The following is a 12,487-nucleotide window of genomic DNA, read 5'->3' as shown; positions in this document are numbered from 1 at the left end:
GTTCGGTGGGGCTCACTGTCCGGCCGTGTACTCGAAGTCGGCCGAGAAATGGGTCAGCTGGTACCACAACAAAGCACCTGTCTCCCTGGTGATTCCGTGGATCTGTGACTCCCGTGTCATCACGGCCGGACCCTGACGGGTGGGTGCGGTCCACGCGTCGAGTCCGGCGTCGTGGGCCATCGTGCGGGTGCGCAGCGAATGCCACGGATCGCTGACGAGGACCGCGGAATGCATGCCCCGCACACCCATTTCCCGGCTGACCGCCTCGACGCTGAGCAGGGTGTCCGAGCCCTCCTCGACGGCGAGGATCGCGGCGGCCGGGACACCCTCGTCGATCAGGAAGTTCTTCCCGGACGCGGCCTCGGTGTATTCGTCGCCCACCTGTTTGCCGCCGACGGTGACGATCGTCGGCGCCACCCCCCGCTCGTACAGTTTGCGTGCCTGGTCGAGTCGGGCCTCGAACACCGACGACGGGGTGCCGTCGTACTGGGCGGCACCGAGCACGACGATCGCGTCGGCGGGCCGGGTGTCGTCGATGCGCGCCACCTGCCACACCCGGGTCGCGGTGCCGGCGACGAGAATCACCCCGATCACCACGACGCCCGCGATCAGCCTGCCGATCCAGCGGCCGACACCGGCGACGAACGACCGTCGCGGCGCGGGCCGGGACGGCAGTTCGGTGTGCTGGTAGTTGGGCGCGGTACTCACGCCCCGATTCTGCCAGTCGCCCGGACGGGCCATGGGTGACGACGCGCCCCACCGGATAGATTCGTGCCATGTCACGCGCTCCTCGTTCCGTCCCCCGGGCACTTGCCGCGTCGCTCGTCGGCACGCTGTTGTCGCTGCTCGTGCTTACGTTCTCCCCCGGGGTCGCGGCGGCCGAGGCGCCGCTGCGGCTGCCCGGGCACATCACCGACACCTCCGGGGTGCTCGACGACAGTCAGCGCGCCGACGTGCAGGACGCCCTCGACACGCTGTACGCCGACCACAAGGTGTCGCTGTGGGTGGTGTACGTGCCGGACTTCGACGGGTTGACCCCGCAGGTGTGGGCCGACCGCACGGTGTCGCTCAGCGGGCTCGGGAACCGGGACGCGCTGCTCGCCGTGGCGACGGCCGACAGCGCCTACCGGTTCGACGTCCCGCAGGCGCTGTCGCAGGTCAGCGATGCGGAAGTGACGTCGATCCAACAGGATTCGGTGGAGCCGATGCTCCGCGACGACGACTGGTCGGGTGCCGCGATCGCGGCGGCGGGCGGCCTCGACGACGCCCTGACGCCGGGCAGTACCGGCACGGTGGTGCTGTGGATCGGGCTCGGCGTGCTCGTCGTGGTGGGCGGTGTGGTGGTCGTCTCCACGCGCCGCAAGCGGACACGGCAGCAGGAACAGGATGTGGCGGCCGCCCACCGGGTCGATCCGACCGATCCCGCCGCGCTTGCGACGCTTCCGATTCCGGCGCTCGATGCGCTCGCGAAGGAGGTGCTCGTCGAGACCGACAACGCGATCCGCACGTCCGCCGAGGAGCTGGACCTGGCGGTCGGCGAGTTCGGTGCAGACGCCACCGCCGCGTTCACCGCCGCGTTCGAGCAGGCCCGAGCCGCGTTGGCGTCGGCGTTCACGATCCGGCAGCGACTCGACGACGACATCCCCGAAACCCCTCAGCAGCAGCGGGATCTGCTGGTCGAACTCGTCACGACGTGCGCGCGGGCCGACAGGGAACTCGACGACCGGGTGACGCAGTTCGATGCGATGCGCGACCTGCTGATCGACGCGCCGGCCCGCCTCGACGCACTGACGCAGGCCGTCGTCGCGCTGACGGTGCGGGCGCCGCAGTCCGACGCCACCCTGGCCGCGCTGCGCACCGAGTTCCCGGCACCGGTGCTGGCGACCGTCGAACACAATCCGGCGATGGCGCGGGACCGGATCGTGTTCGCGGAGCAGAACATCGAGGCGGCCCGGGACGCGGTGGCACTGCCGGCCGGCAAGCAGGGGCCCGCGGTGGCGGCGATCCGGGCCGCCGAGGGTGCGCTCGATCAGGCCCGCACCCTCCTCGACGCCCTGGACCGCGCGGACACCGACATCCGGCACGCGATCGCGACGTTGCCGGAGGCGATGGCGGACGTCCAGCGCGGCATCGACGATGCCGCCGCGCTCGCCGCCCGGGGCGGGCAGAAGCTCGCCGACGCGCGGGCCGCCGCCGAGGCCGCACTGCGGGACGCCCACGCCGCCAAGGATTCCGATCCGCTGGGCAGCTTCACGAAGGTCGTCGACGCGGACGCCGCCCTCGACGCCGTCCTCGACGAGGCGCAGGAGGCACAGCAGCAGGCCGACCGGGCGCGGGCCCGTCTCGACCAGGATCTGACGGCCGCCACCTCCCAGGTGTCCGCGGCCGCGGACTTCATCGGCACGCGGCGCGGGGCCGTCGGCGCCGAGGCCCGCACCCGGCTGTCGGAGGCGCAGCGGCATCTCGAGGCGGCACGGCAACTCGCGCAGTCGGATCCGTCGCAGGCCCTGCAGCACGCGCAGGCCGCCACCCAGTTGGGCGCCAAGGCGCTGTGGGCGGCACAGGCCGACGTGAACCGGTATCAGGACCAGCAGCGTCCACCCGGCGGCGGGATCAGCGGGGGCTCCCGCGGAGAGAACGCGGCCGGCGCGATCCTCGGCGGCATCCTCATCGACAGCATGCTGCGCGGCGGCCGGGGCGGGTACGGCGGCGGCCGGGGTGGTCCGCGTCCCGGATCGTTCGGCGGCTCCGGCAGTTCGGGGCGCGTCGGACGCGGCGGTGGGGGCCGGTTCTAGTCGCCTGTGCACGGCCAGGAGCCCTCTTGTCGGAGTCCGTTGCTACGTTGACCGGCGAACGCGACCCGAACTTCCGAAGTCAGGCATACCGCCCGCCGAACCGACCCGAGAGCAGGAGTTCCGTGCTGATCAGCGAGCTGCAGAACGAGTTCCACGGCCTTCCCGTCGTGGAATTCCCCACCGACACCGACACCGCCCCGGTCGTGCCCCCGCCGGGGCCGGTCGCGTGGCGCATCGCCGTCCCCACGTACGACGCGGAGGTCGAGTGGCCGGAGGCGTTCGAGACGTTCCGCGCCACCGTCGATCCGGCGAGTGTGCAGGCCATCGTCGTCGGCGGCTGGTCCGAACCGTACGAGAACAGTTCGGCCGACGTGATGGCAGCGCTCGTCGCGGCCGCCGACGAACTCCCCGCGTTGCGGTCACTGTTCCTCGGAGACATGACCTTCGAGGACTGCGAGATCTCGTGGATCGTGCAGTCCGACGTCACCGCCCTGCTCACCGCGTTCCCGCGGCTCGAGCATCTGACGGTCCGCGGCGGCAACCAACTGGCGCTGACCCCGGTCCGGCACGAGCACCTGCGCACCCTGGTGATCGAATCGGGTGGCCTGTCCGGTGACGTGGTCCGGGCGGTCGCCGCGTCGGATCTTCCGGCCCTCACCGAGCTGGAGTTGTGGCTGGGCGACGAGAACTACGGCGCCGACTCGTCCGTCGAGGACCTCGCCCCGATCCTCGCCGGCGGGAAACTCCCCCACCTGACGCGACTCGCGCTCGCCAACAGCGAGTACCAGGACGACATCGCGGCCGCCGTGGCGTCGGCGACGATCGTGCCGCGGTTGCGGGTCCTGGACCTGTCCAAGGGCATCCTGGGCGACGCGGGCGCCGAGGCCCTGCTGGCCGGGCAGCCGCTCACCCACCTCGAGTCGCTGGACCTGCACCACAACTACCTCACCGGCGGGATGCGGGAGCGGCTGCGGGCGGCGCTCGAACCGTCCGGCGTGCAGCTGGACCTCGACGGTGGCGACGCCGACGAGGACGAGTACGACGGCACCGTCTACCGGTCCGTCGCAGTCGGCGAATGACCCCACCCCGCCTGGCCGTGGTGGGCAATCCCGACAACCGGCGCGTCGCGTTGTTCGTGGACGCGGCGCGGCGGCGGGGCCTGCCCACCCCGCGGGTGGTGGCCTGGCGTGATGTCCTCGCCGCAGGCGGCGCCCGGTTCGAGTCCGACGAGTGGGTGCGTCTCGACTCCCCCGGCGAGGACCCCGACGTGGACGCGGTGCTGCGCGGGCCCGGCGCCCCGACCCGCATCGCGTCCGGACCGCGGTGGTACACAACGTTTCTCGACGCGGTCGGGACGTTGCGCGGCGGACGCTACCTGACCGACGCAGAGGACCTGGCGGTGCTGTTCGACAAGCGGCGCTGCCACGGCGTCCTCGCGCAGGCCGGTGTGCCGGTACCGGTGTCGCCCACGTCGGGTCCCGGTGCCCCGGTGCCGCGGAACTGGCGGCAGGTGCGGGAGCTGGCGGACGCGGCCGGTCTGCGCCGGTTCTTCGTCAAACCCGCGCACGGGTCGTCGGCGGCCGGGGTGGTCGCGGTGGAGACGGCGTCCGACGGCCTGGTGCAGGCCCGCAGCAGTGTGGAACTCGCCGCGGACGGCGTCCACAATTCGCTGCGCGTCCGCCGGCACACCGGGGACGCCGCGGTCGGCGCCCTGATCGACGCGCTGGCCGGTGAGGGGCTGCATGTCGAGGCGTGGCTGCCGAAGCCGTCGACCCACGGCGGTGTCGCCGACCTGCGCGTCGTGGTGGTCGCCGGGCGGGCCACCCACGCGGTGCTGCGCACCAGCGGCCACCCCATGACCAACCTGCACCTGGGCGGCCGGCGCGGCGATCTCGGTGTCGCACAGAACGGTTTCGACGCGGCCGGATTCGGCTGGGACCGGGCGCTCGCCGTGGCCGAGTCTGCGGCCGCCTGCTTCCCGCGCACCCTGTGTGTCGGGGTGGATCTGCTGCCCGCCGCGCACTGGCGCGGCGCCGCGGTCGGCGAGGTGAACGCCTTCGGTGATCTGCTCCCCGGCCTGGGCGGACTGGCGGGCCGCGCCGACGGCCTCGACACGTATGCGGCGCAACTGGCCGCACTCGACGGATGGATCGACAATGCCACAGCGTGAAATGCCACAGTGTGAGACGACACAGCCTGACATGAACCCTGACATGGGCACCGTCGTCGGTTCCGACGACATTCTGCTGCTCACCCTCGACACCCTGCGCTACGACGTGGCCTGCGAACTCGCGGCCGCCGGCCGCATCCCGAACCTGGCGCGGCACCTGCCGGGCGGTCGGTGGGAGCAGCGGCACTCCCCCGGCAGCTTCACCTACGCGTCGCACCAGGCGATGTTCGCCGGGTTCCTGCCCACCCCCGTCGGGCAGGGTCCGCATCCGCGGTTGTTCGCGGCCGAGTTCGGCGGCAGCGAGTCCACTGCGGCCGGGACGTTCGTGTTCGCGGAGTCGAATCTCGTTGCGGGCCTTGCCGCCGTCGGCTATCACACGGCGTGCATCGGCGGGGTCGGCTTCTTCAACCGCCGGGGTGCGCTGGGCTCGGTGCTGCCCGCTCTGTTCGACGAAGCGCACTGGTCCCCCGAGTTCGGGGTGACGTCGCCGACGTCGTTCGAGGCGCAGGTGGATCTCGCGGCGCAGGTGGTGGACCGGCTGCCGGCCGAGCGTCGGCTGTTCCTGTTCGTCAACGTCTCCGCGCTGCACCAGCCGAACTGGTTCCACGCCGAGGGCGCCACCGTCGAGGACGGCGACACGCGGGCGACGCACGCGGCCGCGTTGGAGTACGTGGACCGGCACATCGGACGACTGTTCGACGCGGTGTCGCGTCGGCGCCGCTGCTTCGCGATCGTGTGCTCCGACCACGGCACCGCGTACGGCGAGGACGGCTACACCGGGCACCGGCTGGGCCACCCCGTGGTGTGGACGGTGCCGTACGCCCACTTCTTCCTCGAGGGACCGACATGACCGCCACCGACCTACCCCTGCTCGCGCCGACGCCCGAGGTGCCCGCGGATTACGTTGCGCCGTACCGGAACTACGTGTACGCGTATCCGCACAAGACGGCGTACCGGCCGCTGGATCCGCGCCCCGCCCTGACCGACCTGTGGGCGGACGAGCCGCAGGACACGCTGTCGCTGTACCTGCACATTCCGTTCTGCGAGGTGCGCTGCGGGTTCTGCAATCTGTTCACCCGGGTCGGGGCGCCGGACGAGCTGACCACCCGCTACCTCAACGCGCTCGAGCGGCAGGCCGCGGCGGTGCGCGAGTCGTTGCCCCCGTCGGCCCGGTTCGCGACGGCCGCGTTCGGGGGCGGGACGCCCACCTATCTGACGGCGGCGGAACTGACCCGGCTGTGCGACATCGCCGAGGGCATGGGCACCGATCTGCGGGCGGTGCCGCTGTCGGTGGAGGCGTCCCCGTCGACCGCCACCGCCGACCGGCTCGCGGTCCTCGCCGACCGCGGTACCACCCGTCTGAGTCTCGGCGTGCAGAGCTTCGACGACACCGAGGCCCGCGCCGCGGTCCGGCCGCAGCGCCGGACGGACGTCGAGGCCGCTCTGCAACGCGTCCGGGACGTCGCGATCCCGGTGCTCAACATCGACCTGATCTACGGGATCGACGGCCAGACGCCGCAGTCGTGGGCGGCGTCGCTGGACGCCGCGCTGACGTGGCGACCCGAAGAGCTGTACCTGTACCCGCTGTACGTGCGGCCGCTGACCGGGCTGGCCCGCCGCGGCGGCGGCCCGGATCCGCAGTGGGACGCCCACCGTCTGGACCTGTACCGCCGCGGCCGCGACCACCTGCTCGCGGCCGGGTACGTGCAGGAGTCGATGCGCATGTTCCGGCGCGCCGATGCCCCCGACACCGGCCCGAACGACTACGCCTGCCAGACCGACGGCATGATCGGACTCGGCTGCGGCGCACGGTCGTACACGCGTCGGCTGCACTACTCGTTCGACTACGCGGTGGGCGCGCACGAGGTGCGGGCCATCATCGACGACTACGTGGCCACCCCGGTCGACGGGTTCCGTCGCGCCGTGGTGGGTCACACCATGACCGACGACGAGTCGCGGCGCCGGCATCTGCTGCAGTCGGTGCTGCAGGCGTCCGGGATGCCGGTGGCGGACTACCGCTCCCGGTTCGGGGCCGACCCGCACGAGCATTTCGGCACCGAACTGGACCGGTGGGCCGGCCGGGGCTGGCTCGACGTCGACGGTGACCGGCTGCGGCTGACCGACCGGGGCCTGGCGTACTCCGACGCGCTGGGACCGGAGTTGTTCTCCCCGCGGGTGCGCGCCGCGATGGCCGAGTACGAGGGCCGCTGACGATGCTGACCGTCCTGTACCGGGGGCCGTTGGCGTCGTGCGACTACGACTGCCCGTACTGCCCGTTCGCGAAACGCCGCGACACCCCCGAGCAGTTGCGCGCGGATCGGGCTGCGCTGGAACGGTTCTGCGCATGGGTGGCGGAGCGGGACCACGACGTGTCGATCCTGTTCACGCCGTGGGGTGAGGGGCTGGTGCGGTCCTGGTACCGGCGGGCCCTGGTGGAGTTGTCGCGGCTGCCGCACGTGCGCCGGGTGGCGATCCAGACCAATCTGAGTTGCCGCACCGGCTGGCTGACCGACGCCGACCTCGGCACCGTCGCCCTGTGGTGCACCTACCATCCCGGGCAGACGCCGCACGACCGGTTCCTCACCAAGACCAGCGAATTGACCGCGCTCGGGGTGCGGTTCAGTGTCGGGGTCGTCGGGCTACCGGAGCATCTCGCGGCCGCCCGCCGGCTGCGTACGGAGCTGCCGGAGTCGGTGTATCTGTGGGTCAACGCCGCCGAGGGGCACACGTATACCGATGCCGAGGCGTCCGAGTGGGCCGGGATCGATCCGCTCTTCTCCTACAGCCGGCACCCGCACCGGACCGGGGGCCGGGCGTGCCGGACGGGTGAGACGGTGGTGTCCGTCGACGGTGACGGCACCGTCCGGCGCTGCCATTTCGTCCCCGCCGTGCTGGGGAACCTGTACGACGGCTCGTATCGCAGCGCGTTGCGGCCGCGTCCGTGCCCGCTCGAGGTGTGCGACTGCCACATCGGGTACGTGCACACCGAACAACTTCCGCTGTACGACGTGTTCGCCGGCGGGGTGCTCGAACGGATCCCGGCCGCGTGGCCGAATGTCACACACGTTCAGTTCGACTGAACGCGTGTGACATTCGGCCGGGGAGATCAGGCGCCGATCAGGCGCTGCGCGAGGTAGCCCTCGACCTGGTCGAGGGCGACGCGCTCCTGCGCCATGGTGTCGCGCTCGCGGATGGTCACGGCGTGGTCTTCGAGAGTGTCGAAGTCGACAGTGATGCAGAACGGGGTGCCGATCTCGTCCTGGCGGCGGTAGCGACGGCCGATGGCGCCGGCGTCGTCGAATTCGACGTTCCAGTGCTGACGCAGCGTCGTCGCGAGGTCCTTCGCCTTGGGCGACAGGTCCGCGTTGCGGCTCAGCGGCAGCACCGCGGCCTTGACGGGGGCGAGGCGACGGTCGAGCCGCAGCACGGTGCGCTTGTCGACACCGCCCTTGGCGTTGGGGGCCTCGTCCTCGACGTACGCGTCGACGAGGAACGCCATGAGCGAGCGGGTCAGGCCGGCCGCCGGTTCGATGACGAACGGCGTGTAGCGCTCACCGGACGTCTGGTCGAAGTAGCTGAGGTCGGTGCCGGACGCCTTGGCGTGCGTGGCCAGGTCGTAGTCGGTGCGGTTGGCGACGCCCTCGAGTTCGCCCCACTCGCTGCCCTGGAAGCCGAAGCGGTACTCGATGTCGACGGTGCGCTTGGAGTAGTGCGACAGCTTCTCCTGCGCGTGCTCGTACAGGCGCAGGTTGTCCTTGGCGATACCGAGGCCGGTGTACCAGTCCATCCGGTAGTCGATCCAGTACTGGTGCCACTCCTCGTCCTCACCCGGCTTGACGAAGAATTCCATCTCCATCTGCTCGAACTCGCGGGTGCGGAAGATGAAGTTGCCGGGGGTGATCTCGTTGCGGAAGCTCTTGCCGATCTGGCCGATGCCGAACGGCGGCTTCTTGCGCGACGTGGTCAGCACGTTCGCGAAGTTCACGAAGATGCCCTGCGCGGTCTCCGGGCGCAGGTAGTGCAGTCCGGTCTCGCTGTCGACGGGGCCGAGGAACGTCTTGAGCAGGCCGGAGAACGCCTTGGGCTCGGTCCACTGGCCCTTGGTGCCGCAGTCGGCGCACACGATGTCGTCCATCGGGACGGCGTCGGGATTGTCGAGGCCCTTCTTCTCCGCGTACGCCTCCTGCAGGTGGTCCTGGCGGTGACGCTTGTGGCAGCTGAGGCATTCGACGAGGGGGTCGGTGAACACGTCGACGTGGCCGGACGCCTCCCACACCTGGCGGGGCAGGATCACCGACGAGTCGAGGCCGACGACGTCCTCGCGGGCGGTGACCATGTTGCGCCACCACTGCTTCTTGATGTTCTCCTTCAGTTCCACGCCGAGCGGACCGTAGTCCCAGGCCGACTTGGTACCGCCGTAGATCTCACCGCATGGGTAGACGAGGCCCCGACGCTTGGCGAGATTTGCGACGGTATCGATCTTGGACTTGGGTGCCACTGGGCTGCTCTCCATCTGGGTAATAGATGCGTGGTTGACGTGCGGATTTCGCGCGTCCAGCCTATCCGTACACGCAACCACGTCCACTCACGCGGTTGACATGCATATACATGCATATCAAAATGGGATCGGTTTGCAATAACGATCGTGCGAGGAGCTGCCCGTGAGCGTCACCGAGTCGTGCACGGAGGGGCCGGACACCCCGCTCCCCCCGAAGGAGACGTTGACTGCCGCGGGCGAGATCCTGCGGGCCCTCGCCGCCCCCGTCCGGATCGCGATCGTGCTGCAACTGCGTGAGTCGCAGCGGTGCGTGCACGAGCTGGTCGGCGCCCTCGACGTCACCCAGCCGCTGATCAGTCAGCATCTGCGGATCCTCAAGGCGGCCGGTGTCGTGCACGGTGAACGGCACGGCCGCGAGGTCATGTACCGGCTCGTCGACGACCATCTCGCGCACATCGTCGTCGACGCCGTCGCCCACGCCCAGGAAGGACGCCCGACCCCGTGACCGATCCCCGAGGCCGCGCCGTCGTCGGCGTCCGCTCCACCAAGCAGCGCAGCGCGATCTCCGCCCTGCTCGACGAAACCGCCGAGTTCCGGTCGGCGCAGGAACTGCACGACGAGCTCCGTCGCCGCGGCGAGGGTATCGGCCTGACCACCGTGTACCGGACCCTGCAGGCCCTGTCCGAGGCCGGGACCGTCGACGTGCTGCGCACCGACACAGGCGAATCCGTGTACCGCCGCTGCTCGTCCGGGCACCACCACCACCTGGTGTGCCGGCGCTGCGGATTCACCGTCGAGGTCGACGGCCCCGAGGTCGAGGCCTGGTCGCACACCATCGCCGAAGCCAACGGCTTCACCGACGTCAGCCACACCGTCGAAATCTTCGGCACCTGCCGGGACTGCGCCACCACCGGATAGCGCATCCGCCTGCCGGAGAGACAGTTCGAGTCCGCGGCAATTTCGTACAAACCCTGGAGTTTTGTACAAAACTCGTCTCGACGTGAATGTGTCTCCGGGGACCTGCGGCCTGTCTTCGCCCGAACTCAGCCCAGCAACCCCTGACGCGCCTCCTGCGCACCGGAGAGCACCAGCAGCAGCATCGTCGTCAGCGGCGCGTCCGTGAGGCCGGTGGCGGGGAACGTGTAGCGCAGCAGCACATCCGCGAGTGTGCCTCGCGTGACGATGTCGATCGACCCGAACTGCAGGTGCGCGTTCCGCTGCGCGACCCGCTTGTGCAGCGCCGGTTTCAGGGTCCGGTCCCATGCCAGGACCGCGGTGATCGACAGGACGTCGAGGCCGTCGGCGAGGGTGACGGCCCGCAGCGAACACAGGGCACCGCCGTACTCGAACCGCAGCGAATCGTCGTCGACCTCGACGGTGACGAACCCGGACAGCGCCACCCGCACCCGCTCCTGCAACTCCTCCGCGGGACTGCTCACTGGTACTTCACCCCACCGAACCTGCGGTCCCGGGACGCGTACTCGACGCACGCCGCCCACAGGTCGCGGCGATCGAAGTCGGGGAACAGCTTCTCCTGGAACACCATTTCCGCGTACGCCGCCTGCCAGATGAGGAAGTTCGACGTCCGCATCTCCCCGGACGGCCGCAGGAACAGGTCGACGTCGGGCATGTCCGGTTCGTCGAGGTACTTCGCGAACGTGGACTCGGTGATCTTCTCCGGATCGATCTGCCCGGCCGCGACCCGGCGCGCGATTTCCCGTGCCGCGTCGGCGATTTCGGCGCGGCCACCGTAGTTGACGCACATCGTCAACGTCATGACGGTGTTGTCCCTGGTGAGTTCCTCGGCGACCTCGAGTTCCTTGATGACGCTGCGCCACAGCCGCGGCCGCCGTCCCGCCCACCGCACCCGCACACCCATCTCGTGCATCTCGTCGCGGCGACGCCGGATGACATCCCGGTTGAAGCCCATGAGGAACTTGACCTCGTCGGGGCTGCGCTTCCAGTTCTCGGTGGAGAACGCGTACGCCGACAGCCACTTCACACCGATCTCGATGCACCCCTCGAGTGTGTCCATGAGGACCGCTTCACCGCGTTCGTGGCCCGCAGTCCGGGGCAGTCCCTGCTCCTGCGCCCAGCGCCCGTTGCCGTCCATGACGAGGGCGACATGGTGGGGGATCAGTTCGGGCTGCAGGATGGGCGGCTTCGCTCCCGACGGGTGCGGGGCGGGCGGGCGGATCACCCGATCAGGCTGGGCTAGAGGCTCGCGTCGTCGAATCACGTCCTCCATCCTGCCCGACCGCGTCGTCGTCGCCGACCGCCGCATGCGGCCGGTGCCGTTCGATCAGCGGCAGGGTCCGCAGTTGGCGTTCGAGATGCCACTGCAGGTGCGCGGCGATCAGGCCGCTGGCCTGACTGCGCATCGCCGGGGTCGCGGCCTCGGTGTCCTGCCAGCGGCCGTGGTCGAGGGCGCTCATGAAATCCAGCACCCCGGGCGACGGGGTGGCCGCGCCGGGCGGACGGCAGTGCACACACACCGCGCCACCGGCGGCGACGTGGAATGCGCGGTGCGGGCCGGGGGCCGCACATCGGGCACAGTCCGTCAGGGCCGGCGCCCAACCCGCGTACCCCATCGCCCGCAGCAGGAAGGCGTCGAGGATCAGTTCGGGTGGCCGATTCTGTTCGGCGACGGCCCGCAGCGCCCCGACGGTGAGCCGGTGCAGCCGCGGGACAGGGGCCTTCTCCTCCCCCGCGAGGCGTTCGGCGGTCTCGAGGATCGCGCACGCGGTGGTGTAGCGGCCGTAGTCGTCGACGATGTCCGCACCGAACGCGTCGACGGTGTGGACCTGGGTGACGACGTCGAGACTGCGTCCGGGATGCAGCTGCACGTCGACGTGCGCGAACGGCTCGAGCCGCGCCCCGAACTTCGACTTGGTACGCCGCACTCCCTTCGCGACCGCCCGCACCAGCCCGTACTGCCGGGTCAGCAGCGTCACGATGCGGTCCGCCTCCCCCAGCTTGTGCTGGCGCAGCACCACCGCATGATCCCGGTACAACCTCACGAGG

At 70.6% G+C, this 12,487-nt stretch carries 13 protein-coding genes; 8 read left to right on the top strand and 5 right to left on the bottom strand.

Translation table 11 applies throughout. The features are described 5' to 3' along the window. Nucleotides 1-12: 12 nt before the first annotated feature. Nucleotides 13-708, bottom strand: a complete 696-nt coding sequence (locus E0497_RS05125) for a YdcF family protein (protein ID WP_170312872.1) — start codon at nt 706-708, stop codon at nt 13-15. A gap of 68 nt (nt 709-776) precedes the next feature. Between E0497_RS05125 and E0497_RS05120 the strand changes: the two genes are divergently transcribed. From E0497_RS05120 to E0497_RS05095, 6 genes are all read left to right on the top strand, one after another. Beyond that, nucleotides 777-2,795, top strand: coding sequence for a TPM domain-containing protein (locus E0497_RS05120; protein ID WP_137723705.1), 2,019 nt, complete (start codon nt 777-779; stop codon nt 2,793-2,795). A gap of 122 nt (nt 2,796-2,917) precedes the next feature. Next, the gene (locus tag E0497_RS05115; protein WP_241665711.1) at nt 2,918-3,874 is read left to right on the top strand and encodes an STM4015 family protein; all 957 of its coding nucleotides are present in this window, start codon (nt 2,918-2,920) and stop codon (nt 3,872-3,874) included. After that, nucleotides 3,871-4,965 carry an STM4014 family protein gene (locus tag E0497_RS05110; RefSeq protein WP_137723704.1) on the top strand — a complete coding sequence of 365 codons (1,095 nt, stop codon included), beginning with the start codon at nt 3,871-3,873 and terminating at the stop codon, nt 4,963-4,965. The genes E0497_RS05115 and E0497_RS05110 overlap by 4 nt, the downstream gene beginning before the upstream one ends. Before the next feature lie 31 nt (nt 4,966-4,996). After that, nucleotides 4,997-5,815, top strand: a complete 819-nt coding sequence (locus E0497_RS05105; RefSeq protein ID WP_241665710.1) for an STM4013/SEN3800 family hydrolase — start codon at nt 4,997-4,999, stop codon at nt 5,813-5,815. Continuing rightward, entirely contained in the window at nt 5,812-7,176 is a 1,365-nt protein-coding gene (locus E0497_RS05100; RefSeq protein WP_137723703.1) for an STM4012 family radical SAM protein, read from the top strand. Before E0497_RS05105 ends, E0497_RS05100 begins: the two co-directional genes overlap by 4 nt. A gap of 2 nt (nt 7,177-7,178) precedes the next feature. After that, a complete protein-coding gene (locus E0497_RS05095; RefSeq protein ID WP_137723702.1) occupies nt 7,179-8,045 on the top strand; it encodes an STM4011 family radical SAM protein in 867 nt (288 codons plus the stop codon). 26 nt (nt 8,046-8,071) lie between these two features. On the opposite strand, the gene E0497_RS05090 is transcribed toward E0497_RS05095, so the two are convergent. After that, nucleotides 8,072-9,463, bottom strand: a complete 1,392-nt coding sequence (locus tag E0497_RS05090) for a glycine--tRNA ligase (protein ID WP_137723701.1) — start codon at nt 9,461-9,463, stop codon at nt 8,072-8,074. A 157-nt stretch (nt 9,464-9,620) separates the two neighbouring features. Here E0497_RS05090 and E0497_RS05085 point away from each other — a divergent pair, with 157 nt between their 5' ends. Both E0497_RS05085 and E0497_RS05080 read left to right on the top strand, forming a co-directional pair. Then, on the top strand, nt 9,621-9,968 hold the full coding sequence (locus tag E0497_RS05085) for an ArsR/SmtB family transcription factor (protein ID WP_137723700.1): 348 nt from the start codon (nt 9,621-9,623) through the stop codon (nt 9,966-9,968). Further along, on the top strand, nt 9,965-10,381 hold the full coding sequence (locus E0497_RS05080) for a Fur family transcriptional regulator (RefSeq protein ID WP_137723699.1): 417 nt from the start codon (nt 9,965-9,967) through the stop codon (nt 10,379-10,381). The genes E0497_RS05085 and E0497_RS05080 overlap by 4 nt, the downstream gene beginning before the upstream one ends. A gap of 125 nt (nt 10,382-10,506) precedes the next feature. Here the strand turns inward: E0497_RS05080 and E0497_RS05075 are convergent, their stop codons facing one another. Genes E0497_RS05075 through recO form a run of 3 tightly spaced genes read right to left on the bottom strand, consistent with a single transcriptional unit; the run spans nt 10,507 to nt 12,483 of the window. Next, a complete protein-coding gene (locus E0497_RS05075) occupies nt 10,507-10,902 on the bottom strand; it encodes a hypothetical protein (protein WP_137723698.1) in 396 nt (131 codons plus the stop codon). Continuing rightward, the gene (locus E0497_RS05070; RefSeq protein WP_137723697.1) at nt 10,899-11,711 is read right to left on the bottom strand and encodes an isoprenyl transferase; all 813 of its coding nucleotides are present in this window, start codon (nt 11,709-11,711) and stop codon (nt 10,899-10,901) included. The genes E0497_RS05075 and E0497_RS05070 overlap by 4 nt, the downstream gene beginning before the upstream one ends. Continuing rightward, nucleotides 11,668-12,483 carry a DNA repair protein RecO gene (gene recO, locus E0497_RS05065; RefSeq protein WP_137723696.1) on the bottom strand — a complete coding sequence of 272 codons (816 nt, stop codon included), beginning with the start codon at nt 12,481-12,483 and terminating at the stop codon, nt 11,668-11,670. Before recO ends, E0497_RS05070 begins: the two co-directional genes overlap by 44 nt. Between the last annotated feature and the right edge of the window lie 4 nt (nt 12,484-12,487).

Origin of the sequence: Prescottella subtropica (assembly GCF_005434945.1) — a bacterium.
In the GTDB taxonomy this organism is placed as follows: domain Bacteria; phylum Actinomycetota; class Actinomycetes; order Mycobacteriales; family Mycobacteriaceae; genus Prescottella; species Prescottella subtropica.
Note: the sequence above shows the minus strand (reverse complement) of the source record. Positions and strands in the feature narration are given on the sequence as shown.